The organism is Collinsella sp. BG-O-102 (genome assembly GCF_023656745.1).
Lineage (GTDB): Bacteria > Actinomycetota > Coriobacteriia > Coriobacteriales > Coriobacteriaceae > Collinsella.
Window position 1 is genome coordinate 120,783 of the sequence record NZ_JAMOKO010000005.1, and the last position, 19,547, is coordinate 140,329.

Annotated in this window: 14 protein-coding genes, 1 tRNA gene and 1 pseudogene; 11 read left to right on the top strand and 5 right to left on the bottom strand. The window is 58.9% G+C overall.

Annotated elements, in window-relative coordinates:
- Window positions 1–179: 179 nt before the first annotated feature.
- The 5 genes from glgA to glgB form a co-directional block, all read right to left on the bottom strand.
- Window positions 180–2,450, bottom strand: coding sequence for a glycogen synthase GlgA (glgA, locus tag NBH09_RS04055; RefSeq protein WP_250787136.1), 2,271 nt, complete (start codon window positions 2,448–2,450; stop codon window positions 180–182).
- A gap of 90 nt (window positions 2,451–2,540) precedes the next feature.
- A complete protein-coding gene (gene glgD, locus NBH09_RS04060) occupies window positions 2,541–3,668 on the bottom strand; it encodes a glucose-1-phosphate adenylyltransferase subunit GlgD (protein ID WP_250787137.1) in 1,128 nt (375 codons plus the stop codon).
- Window positions 3,669–3,672: 4 nt separating this feature from the next.
- On the bottom strand, window positions 3,673–4,821 hold the full coding sequence (locus tag NBH09_RS04065) for a glucose-1-phosphate adenylyltransferase (protein ID WP_118080613.1): 1,149 nt from the start codon (window positions 4,819–4,821) through the stop codon (window positions 3,673–3,675).
- Window positions 4,822–4,929: 108 nt separating this feature from the next.
- Entirely contained in the window at window positions 4,930–7,356 is a 2,427-nt protein-coding gene (locus tag NBH09_RS04070) for a glycogen/starch/alpha-glucan phosphorylase (protein WP_250787138.1), read from the bottom strand.
- Between the two features lie 94 nt (window positions 7,357–7,450).
- Complete coding sequence (gene glgB / locus NBH09_RS04075; RefSeq protein ID WP_250787153.1) at window positions 7,451–9,712, bottom strand: 1,4-alpha-glucan branching protein GlgB; 2,262 nt, start codon at window positions 9,710–9,712, stop codon at window positions 7,451–7,453.
- A 330-nt stretch (window positions 9,713–10,042) separates the two neighbouring features.
- On the opposite strand from glgB, the gene NBH09_RS04080 reads away from it, so the two are divergent.
- The 11 genes and pseudogenes from NBH09_RS04080 (at window position 10,043) to NBH09_RS04130 (ending at window position 19,542) form a co-directional block, all read left to right on the top strand.
- Complete coding sequence (locus NBH09_RS04080) at window positions 10,043–10,732, top strand: HAD family hydrolase (protein WP_250787139.1); 690 nt, start codon at window positions 10,043–10,045, stop codon at window positions 10,730–10,732.
- Window positions 10,733–10,741: 9 nt separating this feature from the next.
- On the top strand, window positions 10,742–11,383 hold the full coding sequence (locus tag NBH09_RS04085; protein WP_250787140.1) for a thiamine diphosphokinase: 642 nt from the start codon (window positions 10,742–10,744) through the stop codon (window positions 11,381–11,383).
- Window positions 11,384–11,453: 70 nt separating this feature from the next.
- A tRNA-Ala gene (locus tag NBH09_RS04090) sits at window positions 11,454–11,529 on the top strand.
- Between the two features lie 783 nt (window positions 11,530–12,312).
- On the top strand, window positions 12,313–12,858 hold the full coding sequence (gene loaP, locus NBH09_RS04095; RefSeq protein WP_250787141.1) for an antiterminator LoaP: 546 nt from the start codon (window positions 12,313–12,315) through the stop codon (window positions 12,856–12,858).
- Between the two features lie 53 nt (window positions 12,859–12,911).
- Window positions 12,912–13,706 (top strand): sugar transferase, encoded by a 795-nt coding sequence (locus NBH09_RS04100; RefSeq protein WP_198019959.1) that lies wholly within the window; start codon window positions 12,912–12,914, stop codon window positions 13,704–13,706.
- Window position 13,707: 1 nt separating this feature from the next.
- Window positions 13,708–14,811 (top strand): glycosyltransferase family 4 protein, encoded by a 1,104-nt coding sequence (locus NBH09_RS04105; RefSeq protein ID WP_250787142.1) that lies wholly within the window; start codon window positions 13,708–13,710, stop codon window positions 14,809–14,811.
- Window positions 14,811–16,094, top strand: coding sequence for a glycosyltransferase family 4 protein (locus tag NBH09_RS04110; RefSeq protein WP_250787143.1), 1,284 nt, complete (start codon window positions 14,811–14,813; stop codon window positions 16,092–16,094). Before NBH09_RS04105 ends, NBH09_RS04110 begins: the two co-directional genes overlap by 1 nt.
- 3 nt (window positions 16,095–16,097) lie before the next feature.
- Window positions 16,098–17,234 (top strand): radical SAM protein, encoded by a 1,137-nt coding sequence (locus NBH09_RS04115; protein WP_035138273.1) that lies wholly within the window; start codon window positions 16,098–16,100, stop codon window positions 17,232–17,234.
- A 72-nt stretch (window positions 17,235–17,306) separates the two neighbouring features.
- A complete protein-coding gene (locus tag NBH09_RS04120; protein WP_250787144.1) occupies window positions 17,307–18,410 on the top strand; it encodes a polysaccharide pyruvyl transferase family protein in 1,104 nt (367 codons plus the stop codon).
- 58 nt (window positions 18,411–18,468) lie between these two features.
- Window positions 18,469–18,594: pseudogene (locus NBH09_RS10115) on the top strand (4Fe-4S binding protein); the annotation flags it as partial.
- A 117-nt stretch (window positions 18,595–18,711) separates the two neighbouring features.
- Window positions 18,712–19,542 carry a Coenzyme F420 hydrogenase/dehydrogenase, beta subunit C-terminal domain gene (locus tag NBH09_RS04130; protein ID WP_250787154.1) on the top strand — a complete coding sequence of 277 codons (831 nt, stop codon included), beginning with the start codon at window positions 18,712–18,714 and terminating at the stop codon, window positions 19,540–19,542.
- Window positions 19,543–19,547 lie beyond the last annotated feature (5 nt).

Sequence of the window (19,547 nt, forward strand, 5' to 3'; positions counted from 1 at the left end):
TGGGCTTTACGCACAGGATGTAAGTATATCTGTTGTACACAGGCTGTATAAACAACATCCGTTTACCATCGGCGAACGGTTGTCCTAGAAAATCGTTTTACCAACTACCTACAGAGAAGGGGCGCCCGGTTGGAGCGCCCCTTACTTAGGGTTTGATGAGGTTTTGAATCGTCTGTGGGCTAGCGGCGCTTGCGGGTGGCCGTTGCCTTGCGGACGGACGTCTTCTTGGTCGGAGCCTTTTTCTCTGCCGGAGCGGCGGGGGAGACCGGAGTCTCCTTGGCGGGCTCGGGCTTGGCCTCGTCCTTCGGGGCAGCCTTTACCTCGGCCTTGGGCTCCTCTTTGGCAGCAGCAGGCTTAGTCTCTGCCTTGGGAGTTGCGGCCTTTGTCGTGGTCTTCTTGACCGTCGTCGTGCGCTTTCGCGTGGTGGCCTTGGCAGCGGACTTGGCCTCGACGGTTGCCTCCGCCTTGGACTCGGCAGGCGTCTCCTCGACTTTGGCGGCTGGCTTTGCGGCTGCCTTGGTCGTGGCTGCCTTGGTGGTCGTCGACTTCGTAGCCGTGGTCTTCTTGGCTGCCGTTGTCTTCTTGGCGGTCGTGGTCGTCTTCTTGGCAGCAGTCTTTGCCGGAGCCTTGGCGGCCGGTTTGGCCTCAGCGACCTTGGCCTTTACCTCGGGAGCAGCCTCGGCTTCGGCGGCTTTCTTGGCAGCGGCGGTCGTGCGCTTGCGCGTGGTCGTTGTCTTGGTAGCGGTGGTTTTGGTTGCCGCCGCCTTGGTCGCAGTAGCCTTCTTAGCTGTCGTCTTGCGAGTCGTGGTCTTCTTTGCCGCAGGCTTCGCAGCAGGCTCGGGCTCAGGAGCAACCTCAGCCTTCACCTCAGGCTCGGCCTTTGCGGGCTCAGCTTCATCCGGCTTCTCCTCGGCCTTGGGCTCCTCAGCGGCCACCGGCTCAGCAACAGCCTCTGGCTCGTCGACAACCGCCGCCGGCCTCTCAATCTCCGGGTGCATAAAGAAGTACAGGTCCAGATACTTATCGGCCGAGCGCGTCCAGCTAAAGTCCTGGCTCATGGCCTGCGTGACCAGCTGGTTCCATGCGTCGCGGTTATCCCAGAACAGACGCGCCGCGCGGAATACCGCATCGCCCATCTCGTCGCCGTTAAAGTTGGTAAACGAGAAGCCCGTGCCCTCGCCGGTAAACTCGTTATACGGGATCACGGTGTCCTTCAGGCCACCGGTCTCGCGCACGATGGGCAGGGTGCCGTAGCGCATGGCGATGATCTGCGACAGGCCGCAGGGCTCAAACTTCGAAGGCATCAGGAACATATCGGCGGCGGCGTACATGCGCTGCGACAGCGCAGGATCGAACTCGATGCGCGCGGCCATGGTGCCGGGGTACTTGTCCTGGAAGTAGCGCAGACCGTCCTCGTAGTCGCGGTCGCCGGTGCCCAGCACGGCCACCTGAACGCCGCCGGACAGGATGCGGTCGAGCGCGTACATGACCAGGTCCATGCCCTTCTGGCGCGTCAGGCGCGTGACCATCACCATAAGCGGGCGGTCGTCGCGCACCTCGAGCCCCAGTTCCTCCTGCAGCTTGGCCTTGCACGCGGCCTTGCCGGAACGGTCGTCAACCGTGTAGTTGGCGGCAATGCGCTTGTCGGTTGCCGGGTCAAAGGCCGCCACGTCAATGCCGTTGAGGATGCCCTGCAGCGCGTAGGAGCGCTCGCGCAGCACACCGTCCAGACCCTCGCCAAACTCGGGCGTCTGGATCTCGTTGGCATAGGTGGGGCTCACCGTGGTGATGGCATCGGCATAGTGCAGCGCGCCCAGCATGTAGTTGATGCTGCAGGCGTCGCAGCGCAACTGCGTGGCGGCCGCCGGAATATGCGCTACACCCAGGATGTCCTCCATCACGGTGTCGCTAAACTGGCCCTGGAACGCCACGTTGTGGATCGAGAACACAGTCTTGACGCGGTCGTACAGCGGCAGGCCCTGGTAGAACTCGCGCAAGAACACGGGTGCCAGTGCCGTTTGCCAGTCATTGCAGTGCAGGATGTCGCACTCAAAATCGGCCGGCAGGTGCTGCAGGCTCTCGGTGATGGCCTTGGAGAAGAACGCAAAACGCTCGCCGTCGTCAAAGAAGCCGTACGGATAGTCGCGCGCAAAGTAGCGCTCGTTGTCCACGAACATATAGGTGACGCCGTCGTGCTCGAGCTTCTCCAGCCCGCAGTACTCGTTGCGCCAGCCCAGGCTCACGTAAAAGTCGGCAAAGTGCTCCATCTGCGCCTTGTACTCGTCCTTGATGGTGGCGTACTTGGGCACCATTACGATAACCTCGGCGCCGGCGCGCACAAGCGCCGCAGGCAGCGAGCCCGCCACGTCGCCCAGGCCACCGGTCTTAACAAACGGTGCGCACTCGGCCGAGGCAAACACGATCTGCATCTTTTTGCTGGAATCTGCCATATTGTCTCCCATGTTGCAATTCGAGAATAGCCGCCTGGCGCTAACCGGGCGGCTATTCTACCTGTTACGAGCGATGTTGCGGTGCCAACGTTAACGTACGATGGTGGTGTCGGAAGTTAACGGAGCCTTGCCCAGCACCAGGATGTTCTCGGGCGTTCCGCGAAGCTCGGTGTTGGTGGGAACCACGTTGTTCTTGTCCAGAATGGCGTTCTCAACGCGTGCGCCGCTCTTGATGACACAGCTCTGGTTGATGATCGAGTTGGTCACCGAGGCGCCCTCCTCGACCACGACGCCGCGCGACAGGATCGAGTTGCGCACGGTGCCCTTGATGATGCAGCCGGCCGAGATGATCGAGTTGCACGCGTGGCTGCCCGTCGCATAGCGCGAAGGCGGCACGTCGTGGGCCTTGGTCAGGATCGGGCGCTCGGGATCGAAGAGCTGGTCGGCTACGGTCTGGTCGAGCAGGTCCATGCTGCGGCGGTACAGCGACTTCTCGCTAAACACGCCCACGACCTCGCCCTTGTACTCGTAGCTGCACACGTCGATGTTGCCAAAGTCGCCCTGGAGTGCCTCGAGCAGGTCCAGATAGTCGGCGGCCTGGTAGTGGTCGATAATCTCGAGCAGCGTCTCGCGGTTGACGATGCAGCAGTCCATAGAGGCGTTGTCGCCGTACACGACGCCGGCGCTCACGCCCGTCAGGCGGCCGTTCTCGTTAATCTCGAGTTTGGTCTCGTCATCGACGTTGCGCGTGGCCTTGCAGTACACCACGGTCATCTGAGCGCCGGAGTTCTCGTGTGCGCCGATGATGGTGTTGAGGTCCATGTTAAAGATGATGTTGGTGCCCATCATCACGACATAGGGCTTGTCCGAGCGCTGGAACAGCGTCTTGTTGGAGATGATGTCGCGCAGCAGGAAGCGCATGCCGCCCTTGGTGGTGCCATACGCGTTGCCGGGCACCATGAACAGGCCGCCCTTCTTGCGGTCCAGGCCCCAGTCCTTACCCGAGCCCACGTGGTCGATCAGCGAGCGGTAGTTTCCCGGCATGACGACGCCGACGGTCTTGATGCCGGCATTCATCATGTTGGACAGCGGGAAGTCGATCAGGCGGTAGCGGCCCAAAAAGGGAACGGACGCGATGGGACGGTCCTTGAGCAGCACGCTGCCGTAAGTCGAAGAGTAGTTAGCGGTGATATAACCGATGGCCTTGCGATTGATCATCGGATCATTCCCCCTTCCCGATAACGACGTCATTTCCAACGACGGCCGTATCCTTGGTGGTATCGACAGAGCCGAGCTTCACGCCCTCTTCGACCGTGGAGTTCTCGCCCAAAATAGCGCGGCAGATGTGCGCACCGCTCTTGACGTGCGCGCCCGGCAGCAGCACGGAGTCCTCGACCACGGCGCGCTCCTCGATGATGACATCGGTCGAAATGATCGAGTGGCGAGCGGTGCCGTAGATCTTGCAGCCGTTGGAGACCAGGCAATCGTCCAGGCGGCCGTCCGGGCCAATGTAGTGCGGCGGACGCGTGGTGATGTTGGACATGATGGGGAAGTGCTTATCGAACAGATCGAACTCGGGGTTGTTGCCCAGCAGGTCCATCGAGGTCTCGTGGAAGCTGGCGATGGTGCCGACGTCCTTCCAAAAGCCGTGGAACTCGTAGCTGTACAGGCGCTTGCCCTCGCCGAGCAGCTTGGGGATGATGTCCTTGCCAAAGTCGTGGCTCGAGCGCTGGTCCAGAGCGTCCTCTTCGAGCGCCTCGATCAGCACGTCGGCCGAGAAGATGTAGATGCCCATGGACGCGAGGTTCGAATCGGGCTTATCGGGCTTCTCGGTGAACTTGGTGATGCGGCCGTCCTCGGGGTCGGTGGTCAGGATGCCAAAGCGGCTGGCCTCCTCCCACGGCACGGGCATAACGCTCACCGTGAGGTCGGCGTTATTCTCAATGTGCGTCTTGAGCATCTTGCGGTAGTCCATGCGATACAGGTGATCGCCCGAAAGAATCAGGACGTACTTGGGGTCGTTGGCCTTGATGTAGTCGAGGTTCTGCGTAATGGCGTCGGCCGTGCCCGCATACCAGGCGCCGCCGGTCTGCGTCTCGTACGGCGGCAGGATCGACACACCGCCGTCGCGGCTGTCCAGATCCCATGCCTCGCCGGAGCCCACGTAGGCATGCAGCAGGTAGGGGCGATACTGCGTCAGAACGCCCACCGTGTCGATGCCCGAGTTGGAGCAGTTGGACAGCGAAAAGTCGATAATGCGGAACTTGCCACCAAAGCTAACCGCCGGCTTAGCGATCTTTTGGGTGAGTGCCCCCAATCGGCTGCCCTGTCCTCCTGCGAGGAGCATCGCGATGCATTCTTTCTTACTCATCGATTTCTCCTTCTGTCATCGATGTTCCTAAACCCATTAGCGACGGGCGCGGCGCAACGTCACGCCCGTCGAGTAATGCCGTGCTGGCATAGGGGAGCTCGCGCGCCTTTACGCGTGCCAGATCTCGTCGCGGTACTCGCGAATGGTTCGGTCGCTCGAGAACCAGCCCGAGGAGGCGGTGTTGAGCAGAGCCTTGCGGTTCCAGGTCTCCTGGTCGCCATAGCTGCCGGTGAGCTTCTCCCACGCATCCACGTAGCTGCGGAAGTCTGCCATGACCAGGTCGGGGTCGTTGTTGTTCATGAGCTCGTTGTAGATGCTCTCAAAGTTGCCCGAAAGGCCGGCAAACGTGTTGTCCTTGAGCTCGTCCATCACGCGGCCCAGGCGCTCGCGATCGTTGTTGAGCGTATCCCAAGCAAAGTAGTTGTTCGACGCCCAGAGCTGCTCGACCTCGGGGGCGGTTAGGCCAAAGATGGCCTCGTTCTCGCGACCGGCCAGGTCGGCGATCTCGATGTTGGCGCCGTCGAGGGTACCCAGCGTAATGGCGCCGTTCATCATGAGCTTCATGTTGGACGTGCCCGAAGCCTCCTTGCCGGCCGTGGAGATCTGTTCCGAGATCTCGGCGGCGGGGTAGATGAGCTGGGCGTTGCTCACGCGGAAGTTGGGGATAAAGCAGACCTTCATGACCTCGTTGACGCGCGGGTCGTTGTTGATGACGTCGGCCACGGAGTTAATGAGGCGGATAGTCTCCTTGGCAAAGGTGTAGCTCGAGGCAGCCTTGCCGCTAAAGATGAAGGTCGTCGGCGTCACGTGGAAGTTGGGATTCGCGATGCGACGGTTGTAGATGTCCATCACCTTCATGATGTTCATGAGCTGGCGCTTGTAGGCGTGGAAACGCTTCACCTGGACATCGAAGACGGTGTTGGGGTCAATGACCAGACCGGTCTCGGCCTTAACGTAGGCGGCCAGGCGCTCCTTGTTGGCGCGCTTGGAGGCACCCACGGCCTTGAGGAACTCGGTGTCGTTCTGGAACTCCTTGAGCTTCTCCAGCTCAAAGGCGTCCTTCAGCCAGCCGTCGCCAATGGCCTCGGTCACGAGCTTGGCGTAGGTGGGGTTGGCCTCGGCAAAGAAGCGACGGTGCGAGATGCCGTTGGTCTTGTTGTTGAACTTTTCGGGCGTCAGGGCATAGAAGTCCTTGAGCACGATGTTCTTAATTATGTCGGAGTGGATCTTGGCCACGCCGTTGACGCTGTGGCTGCAGATCACGGACAGGTTGGCCATGCGAATCTCGCCGTCCCACAGGATGGCGGTCTGGCGCAGACGCTCCTGCCAGCCCTCCTGCGTGGTGTCGAACGACTCGTGCCAACGACGGCTGATCTCGTCGATGATCTGGTACACACGGGGGAGGAGCTTGGAGAACATGCCGATGGGCCACTTCTCCAGGGCCTCGGGCAGGATCGTGTGGTTGGTGTAGCTCACGACCTGCGTCACGATGCTCCAAGCGTCATCCCACTCGAGCTTTTTCTCGTCGATGAGGATGCGCATGAGCTCGGGGCCGCACATGGCGGGGTGCGTGTCGTTGGTGTGGATGGCCACAAACTGCGGCAGCAGCTCCCAGTTCTCGCCGTGCTCCTTCTCAAAGGTGTCGAGCAGGCTGTAGATGCCGGCCGAGACAAACAGGTACTCCTGCTTCAGGCGCAGCAGACGGCCGTGCTCGCCGGCGTCGTTGGGGTAGAGGATGGCGCTGATGGCCTCGGCCTCGGCGCGCTCAGCATCGGCCAGGGCATAGTCGCCGCGGTTGAAGGCCTCAAGGTCAAAGTGCTCCTCGACCGGCTCGGCGGCCCAGACACGCAGCTTGTTGACGGTCTCGCCGGCATAGCCCACCACGGGGATGTCGTAAGGGACGGCCAGGATGTCCTGCGTGTCCACCGTGCGGTAGAACGTGCGGCCGTTCTCCTCAAAGCCCTCAACATGGCCACCAAACTTAATGGTCACGGCCTTGTCCTGACGACGGACCTCCCAGGGATAGCCGTGGGTGAGCCACTCGTCGGTGGCCTCGACCTGGCTGCCGTTGACGATCTCCTGCTTAAACAGGCCGTAACGGTAGCGCATGCCGTTGCCGTAGCCGGCGATGCCCTCGGCTGCCATGGAATCCAGGAAGCATGCGGCCAGACGGCCCAGGCCACCGTTGCCCAGCGCCGGATCGGGTTCCTGGTTCTCGATGACGGAAAGGTCGAAGCCCATGTCGTCGAGCGCCTCGGCGACCATGTCGCGCACGCCAAAGTTAAGTAGGTAGTTGTCGAGCAGGCGGCCGATCAAAAACTCGATCGAGAAGTAGTACACGCGCTTTTTGCCCTCGGCGGTCACGCGGGCGTCGCTCTTGGTGGCAACGGTGCGTGCCTTCTCGGCTACGAGCTTGGCCAGGGCGTTAAAGCGGTCGAGGTCGCTGGCGGCCTCGACGCTCTTGCCGCTAATGCTCATGACGGCATCGCGATAGAGCTCGGTAAACTCCTGCTTGTTGTCGAAGATCTTATTCATACGTTCCTTTCCCCCGGGGATGTTTCTCCCGGAACGGTTATGACTTGTATCCTACGCCCCCGCGGGACGGGTAATTGCAGCTGTAACGCTTTTGTTACGCTTTCTTGGCAGGAGCCTTAACAGCAGCTGCCTTGGCCTTGGGAGCAGTCTTTTTGGTGACCGCCTTCTTGGCCGTGGTGGACTTGACCGAAGCCCTGGCAGCGGGCTTGGCGGTCTTCGCCTTAACCGGAGCCTTCTTAGCAGCCGCGGCCTTGGGCTTCACCGAGGACGTGCGCTTACGCGCCGCCTTCTTGGGCTTCTCGACCACCGGCGGCTTGTAGCTGCTGGGACCGCGGCGCTTAAGCACCACGCCTGCCAGGCCAGGCACCTTCATCTCGATAGAGTCCATCTGCCCGTTCCAGGGATAGGGTTCGCTCGAGCAGGTGTAGGGCTCCTCGCCGGCATAGCCGCTGCCGCCAAACTCGGGACGGTCGGAGTCAAAGATGACCTCCCAGTCGCCCTCGCGCGGCACTCCCACGCGGAAGCTCTCGTAGCTCGCCGGGTCAAAGTTGATCAGAATTACCAGGTCGTCATCGACGTCCTCGCCCTGACGCACAAAGCTCACGATGGACTGCTTGGAGTTGTCCGCGTCGATCCAGGTAAAGCCGTCGTCGGTGTATCCGCGCTCGTACAGGGCGGGCTCGGCGGTGTATAGGTGGTTGAGCGCCTTGATATACGCCTGATGATGACGGTGGGTCTCATACTCCTCGGTCAGGAACCACTGGATGGATTCGTAGTAGCGCCACTCAATAAACTGGCCGATCTCGTTGCCCATAAAGTTGAGCTTGGCACCGGGGTGCGTCATCTGGTAGAAGGCCAGCGTGCGCAGACCGGCAAACTGGCGCCACCAGTCGCCCGGCATGCGGCCGATGAGCGAGCACTTGCCGTGTACGACCTCGTCGTGGCTTAGCGGGCAAATAAAGTTCTCGGTAAAGGCATACATGATGGAGAACGTGAGCAGCCCGTGGTTGCCGGGGCGCCACGGAAAATCGGTCTGCATGTAGTGCAGCGTGTCGTTCATCCAGCCCATGTCCCACTTGTAGTGGAAGCCCAGGCCGCCGTCCTGCGGCGGATAGGTCACGAGCGGCCACGCGGTGGACTCCTCGGCCATCATCATCACGTCGGGGTAGTGCGCCTCCACAGCGCAGTTGACCTGGCGGATAAACGCGCTGGCGTCCAGGTCTTCCTCGGTACCGTACTTGTTGAACTTCTTTTGACCGGGATCGTCGATGCCAAAGTTGAGGTACAGCATGCTGGACACGCCGTCCATGCGAATGCCGTCCACGTGGAAGTTCTCGAGCCAGTACAGCACGTTGGAGACCAGGAAGGAGCGGACCTCGCCGCGGGCGAAGTCAAACTTGTGCGTGCCCCAGTTGGGATGAATCTCGTGCTCAAACAGCATATGGCCGTTAAAGGTGGCAAGGCCATGGGAGTCGGCGCAAAAACCGCCGGGAACCCAGTCCATGATCACGCCAATGCCTGCCTCGTGGCATGCATCGATAAAGTGCATGAGCTGCTGGGGGTTGCCGTAGCGCGACGTGGCGGCGTAGTAGCCGGTCGTTTGGTAGCCCCAGGAGCCGTCGAAGGGATGCTCCATGAGCGGCATGACCTCAATATGCGTATAGCCCATGTCGTGCACGTAGTCCACGAGTTCCACCGACAGGTCGTCGTAGGTATAGAACTCGCCGCGCTGCGCGGGGAAGGGGTCCATGGGGCCAGGGTAGTTGCCGTACTCGTCCGGCTCGCCCTGCGGAGCGTCGCCGTGGCGCTTCCACGAGCCAATATGCACCTCGTAGATGTTGAGCGGCTGCGACATGTGGTTGTGATCGGCGCGGCGCTTGAGCCACGCGGCGTCGTTCCACTTGTAGCCATCGAGGGTCCACAGCACGCTCGCGGTACCCGGGGGGCACTCGGCCTTAAAGGCATACGGATCGGCCTTGTAGAGCTTTTCGCCCTCGTTGGTCTCGATGAGATATTTATAGAGCTGCCCCTGCTCGGCGCCAGGAATAAAGCCTTCCCAGATAGCGCTCGTATGCACGGGCACCAGCGGGTTGGCTTCCTCATCCCAGTCGTTAAATTCGCCAATGACATGGACACTCTTTACGTCGGGCGCCCAAACGCAAAAGCGCCAGCCGCGTGTGCGCTGCTGCGTGTCGGGATGCGCGCCCATCTTTTCCCAGCTGCGCTCCCACGTGCCGATGCCAAACAGATAGACATCGTCCTTGGTGAGCTCCGGTGCGTGCGGAGCCGGTTTGCGGGTTGCGGGCTTTTTAGCCGTTGGCTTTAGCTTTGTATCGCTCACGTTTGATCCCATCATGACGCGGCAGCGTGTTGCCTTGGTGACTAGATGCGAAAGGTCCAAGGCTGCACGAATCGAAGGGACGGCGAAGTTTCTGTGATTCGTTCCACCTCGCGTGCTCGGTGGAACTTTCGGCAAAACTACGATAACACCTGTGCGTTAGTTTTATGGACGAAAGCGGATTTGCGCGGGCGTTTAATCGGTAAGCGACATGTTTATACCACTGGCAGATTTGACGTGGTAAAACTCTTGACAGTTTTACCAATTTGGGTTTCAAAATTGTTTGGCTGACGTTTGGTAAAACGTTTTTAGCAGGATGTTTACCATTTGATATCGAAAGGTTCGTTTATGTCCCGTACCGCCGCTCCCAAGGTTGCTTTTATTTTTGATTGCGATGGCACGCTGGTAAATAGCACCCCCGTTTGGGCCTATGCCCAGCCTGAGTTATTGCACCGTCACGGGATTGACGTGACGGTCGACGATTTTGCCCAGTTTGAGCATTTGTCGTTGGAGGATGAGTGCCAGGCCTACCACGACACCTGGGGCATTGGCGCAAATGGTGAGGAGCTCTACCGTGAGCTGAGCGACATCCTGATCGATGGCTACTCCAAGGTGCCGCCGCGCGAGGGGCTCCTGGCATTTTTGAAGCAGGCGCAGGAGTCCGGAATTGCCATGTGCGTTGCCACGTCCACGCCGGCCGAGCTGGTTAAGTCTGCGCTCGCTGGTGCCGGGCTCGACGCTTACTTGGAATTTGTTACCACGACGGGCGAGGCAGGACGCTCCAAACAGTTCCCCGACGTATACGAGCTGGCGCTGCGCCGCCTGGAGGAGCGCCACGGGTGCAAGTTTGAGCGTGTATGGGTGTTTGAGGACGCCGTCTTTGGCCTTAAGAGCTCTGGTGTCGCCGGCTTTAAACGCGTGGGCATCTATGACCCGCACGGCCGCATGAAGCGCGACGAGGTTCGCGATAACTGCGAGATCTTTATCGATAGCTATGAGGACCTGGATCTGGCCCGCGTGCTTTCGTTTGAGGGATAGGCGGGGGCTGTGGCTTGCAAGGTATTAGTGGTCTGCGGCTCGCCCGTGGTGGCGAGCGAGGATCTGTTACGTAGACTAGCGGGGGAGTGCGACCGTGTTGTCGCCGTGGACCGCGGACTCGACGCGCTGCTGGGCGCGGGACTGGGCTGTGACGTGTATGTGGGGGATGCCGACACGGTGAGTGATGCGGGTCGTGCGTTGGTCGATGCCGCCGAAGCCTTTGAGGTAGAACGCCATAACCCCTACAAGGACTATACCGATCTGGCGCTAGCGCTCGATTCCGTCCGCCGTCGTTGGCCGGGTGCCGAAGTGGTTGCGACCTGCGCCACGGGTGGCCGTCCGGATATGGCGCTTTCCGTACTGGGGCTGCTTGCAGGCTACGATGACGCCCCAGTCTGGATTGCCGAAGACGAGACCACGGCCCGCATCCTGCACGGAGGCGAATCGTGGACCATCGAGGGCTCTGAAGGCAAGACGTTCTCTATCATCGCCATTGCCCCCAACACCGAGGTAAGCGAACGCGGTCTAGAGTGGGAGCTAGACCACAGCTCCCTGGGCCTGTTGGCCGACACCGGCATCTCTAATGTCGTTAGAAAAACGGCCAAGATCCAAGTTCACACCGGCACCGCCATCGCTTACCTATATCAATAGGCATTTAGAATCTGACCCAAAAAAGCCCTTGCACGCCGCGCCATCTTCCCCTATAGTATCTCCACGTCACGGGGGCGTAGCTCAGCTGGGAGAGCGCTTGACTGGCAGTCAAGAGGTCAGGGGTTCGATCCCCCTCGTCTCCACCATCGTGAATGCAAAGGCCTTCGGAATCCCGAAGGTCTTTTTCATGTCAAAACGCCTCGCGTCACAAATCCTTCCTTACACCAACAAAAAGTTGCACAATTTATTCCCCATGTCTGCACATAGTTTGTTAGACAAGCGCAATTACCAGTGCAGCTCGCTGCTCCATTTAGGCTTCAGAAACGCTCCTAATCACCGTTAGCACCCCAATAACCTGCATCAACGTGAACAACATCCTAAAACAACCCTCTTAAGCACGCTTAATGAACGATATGTTGTCCGCCACAAGTTAAATCAGTTTCACTAACTGCTTGTGCTAGGATACCTAACGTTACATGAGTTCAACTGTGCTCACGGCTCCTGTAAGTCACAAAGCACAGGGTCGATCAGCATCCGGCCGTAACGGCGGTGTTAGAAAAACCACGAGCTCCAATATTGATTGCCATGCGCGATTTTGTTCTTTTTACGGCTAATTACATCTTCGCTTTAACCAGTGCAATAAGTTGCTACGGCAAATCACAGCAGTCCTTCAGCTGTTTGCATGCGGTCCAGTTTTGAAATCACTCGACCGGTTCGCATGCAGCCAGCTGAGGTTATAGGCATTTTTGCGATACGTGCCTGTGACTTCAGTGCTGCTTTTATACATACCGTTCACGGTGGGACAGAGCCACGTGCTTGTCTGACTGGGCTCAGGGTTTGAATATGGAGCGCCTTCGCGCACAAGCGCCCTGGCGAAGCCATACCCAAACCCCGTGAGCCACACGTAAGACAGCAAGGGGGTGCTGCTCGTGTGGTATGTGATCCAGGTCATTAACGGTCGCGAAGACGTAATGCGCGAGCGCATCGAGCGCATGTTGCCAGCCGGCACCATGCAGGAGCTCTTTTATCCCCAATTTCAAACCGAGATTAAGGTACACGGTGAATGGGTCAATACGACCAAGCCGCTCTTTCCCGGTTATCTTATCTGCGATACGGCAGATCCACGCACCGTGCAACAGTATCTGCTGCGCATGGACGACTTTGCCCGGGTGCTTGCCCAGGACGGTCAGTTTGTGCCGCTGGCAAAAGAAGAGGCTCAACTCATAAGCAGCTTTACGCATAGGGGAGACCGCGTAGTGCCCATGAGTGAGGCCCTAAAAGACGGCGACCAGGTCGTAGTAACTGCTGGTCCGCTACTGGGCCACGAAGGCCTCATCAAAACCATTAACAGACGCAAGAGCACTGCTTATCTGGAGCTCGACTTGTGCGGCCGACGCGTAACCACCCGCGTTGGCCTTGCGGTGCTTTCAAAAGAGCAGCGCGTTATGCGCAATCACAGAAGAGCGATCGCCTAGCTGCAAGCTCGCAAGCGGACGACCGAAGGCAAAAAGTATCGGGGGAGGGGCTCTTGGAGCCTACGATGATGACCATGGCACAGGGCGCGCGGGAGACGCGCACGGCCGCCACGGCGAATTCCGTCACTGCCGCAGCCGGTGCTGCGGGGGATTACCTTACAAACGAAGAAGCGTACAAGATGCTGCGCGGTGCCAACTCCGGCGTGAAGCCCGAGCTTGGGCACAGGCTCTACCGCGTTGTTAAGCGTACGGTGGACATTGTCGCCGCCGGCGGAGCCCTGGTGTTGCTCTTTATTCCCGGGGTAATTCTGAGCGTGGTCATTTGCATAAAGAGCCCGGGCGCCAGCCCCCTATATTCACAGTGGCGCGTGGGCCGCGTGCGCAAAGACGGCACGTTCTACCTGTTTAAGATCTACAAGTTCCGCAGCATGGTTCCCAACGCAGACCAAATGCTCAAGGACTTGCAGGCCCAAAACGAGGCCACTGGCCCCATGTTTAAAATGAAGCACGACCCGCGCATTATTCCCGGTGTGGGTAACTTCATTCGCAAGCACAGCATCGACGAGCTGCCCCAGCTCATCAACGTGTTCTTGGGCCAAATGAACCTCATTGGCCCGCGCCCCGGCCTGCCGCGCGAGGTTGCCCTGTACAGCGAGCACGACATGAAGCGCCTGGCGGTAAAACCCGGCTGCAGCGGTCCTTGGCAGGTAATGGGCCGCAGCCACCTGGGCTTCAACGAAATGGTTGAGCTGGATCTTCACTATATAGAGAATCGCAGCCTGCGCCAGGACCTGCGGTTGATATTCGGCACGCTGAAGACGATGTTCTCTGGGGAAGGTGCCGTGTAGCATGCGCATCGCCATGATAGGCCAAAAGAGAACGGGTTCGCGCGAGGGCGGCGTAGAGGTGGTGGTAGGCGAGCTTGCTCGCCGTATGGCAGACCTTGGTCACCAAGTAACCTGCTACGACCGTATGGGCGAAGGAGCTCCTTCCGAGCCCTACGAGAAGGATGGCTACCGCATCGTTCCCGTAAAGGCTCTGGACATCAAGGGGCTCTCTGCGCTCACGAGCAGCTTTGCCGCAACAAGGGCCGCCATCAAAGACGGGGCAGACGTAATTCACTATCACGCAGAGGGGCCGTGCGTCCCCCTTCGTTTTGCGCGTTCCGCGGACATCAGGACCGTGGCAACGATCCACGGCCTGGACTGGCAGCGTGCAAAATGGGGCGGCTTGGCTTCCAAGTACATCAAGTTCGGCGAGGCGACGGCGGCCAAGTGCGCGGATGCGCTCATCGTGCTTTCCCGGGGCAATCAGGAGTACTTCAAGGAGGCTTACGGCCGCGAGGCTACGCTCATTCCCAACGGCATCACTCCCGAGGCGGATCTTCCCGCGAAGGAGATCTCCGAGCGCTCGGGGCTCACCCAGGGCTCCTATGTCCTCTACCTCGGTCGCATTGTGCCCGAGAAGCGACCGGAACTGTTGGTGGAGGCGTACAAGCAGGTAAAGACGGATAAGCGCCTGGTTATCGCGGGCGACTCCTCCGATACGGACGACTACGCCGTGGCGCTCAAAGAGGCTGCCGCGTCCGACCCCCGCGCGCTCTTTACCGGCCACGTTGAGGGCAACCTGCTCTCCGAGCTGTACTCCAACGCGTATTGCTACGCGCTCCCCTCCGACGTTGAGGGCCTGCCTATGAGCTTGCTGGAGGCCATGTCTCACGGTGCGGCATGCGTTACCTCGGATATTCCCGAGCGCGCGGATGTTCTGCAGGGTTGCGGGCTCACGTTCCCACACGGAGACGCGGGGGCGCTGCGCGACGTGCTTGAAGGCCTGATAGCGGATTCTGCCCAAGCGGAGAGGCTGGGCGCCATGGCACGTGACCGCGCGATTAATGGCTATGACTGGAACAGCGTCGTCCAAAGGACGCTTGCTTTGTATGAGGGTGTTGCGTAATGAAGATCCTTCTTGTAAATAAGTTTCATTGGCGCAAGGGTGGAAGCGAGACGTACTACTTTGCTCTTGCCGATGGTCTTCGCGCTCTTGGGCATGAAGTTGCCTTCTTCAGCATGGAGGATGAGCGTAATGAGCCGACTGAGTGGTCGCGTTACTTTGTAACGAATCGCGACTATAACGGACCGAGCTCTATTGTCGATAAGGCGAAGGCCGTGCAGGCACTTGTGTATTCCAAAGAGGCGCGCGAGAAGTTCGATGCGCTGTGCCGTGAATTCCAGCCCGATGTAATCCATCTCAATCTCACTCATAGGGAGATTACGTTTTCCATCTTGGACGCTCCTTGGCTAAAGCAGCATCCAACGCCGGTTGTGTATACCTCGCACGACTTGATTCTCGCTTGCCCGAGCTATCTTATGCTTGATTCCGAGGGCAACGTTTGCGATTCGTGTCTCGGGGGTCATTTTGGCAATTGCCTTAAGAAGAAGTGCGTAAAGGGTTCGATCGCAAAAAGCGCGTTAGCGGTGGCTGAGGCGGAGTGGCTTAAACGGCACAAAACCTATTCACGTCTCGATCGCATCATCTGCCCGAGTGAGTTCATGCGGAACAAGTTTATTGAAGCGGGGCTTCCCGAGCGTCAGCTTGTCCTCATGCGGAATTTCCTGAATCCCGATTCGATGTCACGGGAAGTTGCCAACCAAAATAATGAAGATCCCTACATGCTGTATCTGGGACGCCTTTCTCGCGAGAAAGGCGTGTTAACGCTCGTGCATGCTTTTGAGAAGGCGGCACCGGTGATCCCTGATTGGCGTCTTGTTATTGCAGGCGATGGCCCTGAATGTGATGCTGTGAAGGTCAAAGTTTCCGCAATGCCAAACGAAATAAGCTCGAGGATTGAGCTGGTTGGATATAAAACCGGTGACGCCCTGCGCGGACTTGTGAATCGAGCCACTCTGGCGGCTGCGCCGTCAGAGTGGCTCGAGAACGCGCCATATGCGGTTCTCGAGGCACTCGCCGCGGGCAAGCCCGTTATCGGTACGAACATGGGCGGAATACCCGAGCTGGTACGTGAGGGTGAAACGGGCTTCCTGGCTGAAGCCCACGATGAGGCAGGACTCGCAGATGCAATCCGTAGGGGTGCGGCGGTGGCCGCCGATCCTGCGGCTTACGCCGCGATGAGCGCGCATTGCCGTTCATTCGTGGCAGAGAACTGTAATCAAGAGGAATACATCCGGAATCTCGTCTCCCTGTATCAAGAACTAATTGACCGGAAGGTGGTGGCCTAACCCATGGCCGAGAAGAAACTCAACGGAACCGTAATCGTAACGTACCGCTGCAACGCGCGCTGCACCATGTGCAACCGCTACAAGGCTCCCAGCCGTCCGGAGGAGGAGCTCTCCCTCGACGTGATCAAGAAGCTCCCGCGCATGTACTTCACCAACATCACCGGTGGCGAGCCCTTCATCAGGACCGACCTTGCGGATATCGTGCGCGAGCTGTACAAGAAGTCCGACCGCATCGTCATCTCCACCAACGGCTTCTTCACCGACCGCATCATCGCCCTTGCCGAGGAATTCCCCCAGGTGGGAATCCGCATCTCCATCGAGGGTCTGCAGCAGACCAACGATGAGATCCGCGGTCTCCAGAACGGCTTCAACCGCGGCTACGAGACGCTCAAGAAGCTCGTGGAAATGAAGCACCCGGACGTGGGCTTTGGCATGACGGTGCAGGATCGCAACGCTGCGGACTTGGTGCCGCTGTACAAGCTTTCCGACGAGCTCGGCATGGAGTTCGCCACCGCCAGCCTGCACAACAGCTTCTACTTTGTCGAGGCGAAGAACATCATCAAGGACCGTCCCATGGTGGCCCAGAACTTCGAGGACCTGGTAAACGAGCTCCTCAAGTCCAACGAGCCCAAGAAGTGGTTCCGCGCGTACTTCAACATGGGCCTCATCAACTACATCTATGGGCAGAAGCGCCTGCTCCCGTGCGATATGGCGTTCGACACGTTCTTCATCGACCCCTACGGCGACGTCATGCCCTGCAACGGCACCAAGGAGAAGCTCGTTATGGGCAACCTTAACGACGAGTCTTGGGATGAGCTGTGGGAGAGCGCCCAGGCCGAGAAAGTGCGCGGCTGCGTGCGCCACTGCGACCGCAACTGCTGGATGATCGGCTCCGTGTCTCCTGCCATGCACAAGTACATCTGGAAACCCGCGTCGTGGGTGCTGGCGCACAAGCTCAAGCCCGGCAAGAAGTTCGACATGCACGAGCTCCCCATCGTGCGCGACTACGAGTCGGGCAAGGTGACGAAGGAGGAGCTGGACGCTCTTTCCACCTGCGACATGCACGCCGCGATCAACGACGGCCTTTCCGACGCAAGCCGAGCCGACGCGCACGTGTACGAGACTGAGGAGGCGCTGTAGTGCAGCCGGGTGGAAAAATCGAATGCAAAAATTCAGAAATAGCGGTTGCTCGATATCAATCGGAGGAAACACGTGAAAGTATCCTGCATAACCAGGCACGCAATCTCTAATTATGGCTCCCTGCTCCAGGCATATGCGACACAACGAGCGGTAGAGAGCTTGGGGCATGAGTTCGAGATTATGGACTATGTACCTGCTTGTGAGGACGTATCCCAGCAGGTGAGGACGCTTCTTTCGACAAAGCCGTCCTGGAACGGGAACCCGTTGAAGAAGTCTGTCTACAGACTTCTGATGGAGCCTGAGACAAGGGTGGCGGGCAAGCGGTTTGCGCGTGAGCGTTCCCAGCTGCTTAAGATGAGCCCTCACTATGCATCCCTGGAGGAGCTGAAGGCTAATCCGCCCAAGGCCGATGCCTATATGACTGGAAGCGATCAGGTGTGGGGTCCCATCAGCTCGGGCGCATACGACCTGTCATACGCGCTTGAGTTTGCTCCCGAGGGCGCAAGGCGCATCTCATATGCGGCAAGCTTTGGTAAGAAGAATATGCCGGATAGCGTGCGCCCCAGGTTTCTCGAGGACCTTCGAGCATATGAGGCCGTGTTCGTACGCGAGGATGCCGCGCGCGAGCAGCTTGCCTCGTGGGGCATAGAGGCCGGACAGGTTGTCGATCCCACGCTGCTGCTTGATGGCGAGGCGTGGAGAAGGATGGCGGCACCTGCCCCGAAGGGCGAATACATCCTCGTCTACCAGATTCACAGCGACCCGACGGTGGGGCAGTACGCCGTGAAGGTTGCCAAAAAGCTTGGCTTGCCCCTGATACGGATCTCCGCAAGCCTGCACCAGGCCTCACGCGAGGGCAAGTTCAAGTGGCTGCCGACGCTTGCTGAGTTTCTCTCGTATGTCGACAACGCAGCATGCCTAGTCACGGACTCGTTCCACGGTACGGCTTTTGCCATAAATCTCAATACGCCGCTGGTAGAAGTGCTGCCCAAGAACGGAACCTCGAGCAGGAACGTGAGTATTCTGCGACTCACGGACCTCACGGACAGAGTGCTTCAGAATCTAGATGATGTCGAGTTAGCATCCAAGCAGATTGACTTTGGTCGGGTCAACGACGTGATGGGTGCGGAGAGGGAGAAGTCCCTAGCGCAGCTCAAGAGCATGATTGAGGAGTAGGGCATTGTCAAACGTTGGCACTAGGACGGTATGCAAGAAGGATATGTGCGCTGGCTGTATGGCCTGCGTCGATTCATGCCGACATGGAGCGATTGCCATTGAGGATACGATTGAGGCGTATAACGCCCGTATTGATCCTACAAGGTGCGTGGGATGTGGACTGTGCGAGAAAACGTGTCCCCAGATGGTATCCCCATCTTCGTTGCGTCCTCTCGAGTGGCTACAGGGGTGGGCGAAAGATACATCGCTCAGAATGTCATCTTCGTCCGGGGGTCTGGCTACGGCCATCTCGGAGGCGTTTGTGGCGTCAAATGGATTAGTGTGTTCATGTGCACAGGAGGGCGGTGAGTTCCGGTTCCACCTCACTTCTGATGCGGATTACTTGAGGAGGGCCCAAGGCTCCAAATACGTCAAAAGCAATCCGCTTGGTGCGTACCGCGAGGTTAGGGAGGCCCTGCAAGGTGGTCAAAGGGTTCTCTTTATCGGTCTTCCTTGTCAGGTTGCTGCGATGCGTAACTTCGTTGGAAGCCGTTTAGCCGATTCCCTTTACACCATCGACCTTATCTGTCATGGTTCACCGTCCCCCAAGGTCCTGAGCCGATTCTTGGAAGAGACAGGTAACAACCTGTCTAATGAGCTGATACTGGACTTTCGAAAGAAAGTCCAGTATCAGCTCCGCTATCGCGAAGCTGAAACTGTGGGTAGGACGGGTGTCCGCGATCGCTACTCGATTGCTTTCCTCTCGGGTTTACCGTATACGGAAGGCTGCTACTCCTGCCGCTACGCCAAGGGTGATCGTGTCTCCGATATTACGCTTGGCGATTCATGGGGTAGCGAGCTTTCTGATGAGGTCGCGAACGGGATATCCCTCGCACTTGTGCAGACAGACAAGGGTCGAGAACTGTTAGAAATGACGGACCTTGAGCTTTTGCCGGTTGATCCTGGTCTAGCTGTGGCCAACAATGAACAGCTTCAACGTCCTTCGACGAAGCCTATAGAAAGAAATACCTTTATGGACGGCTTTCGTAACGGGGTACGGGTTAACCGACTCGTTCTCAGGGCGAGGCCAAAAGACTGCGCCAAGTACTTGGTCAAGGATATACTGCTTGCACTGGGTTTGCTCAGGGGTTAACACAT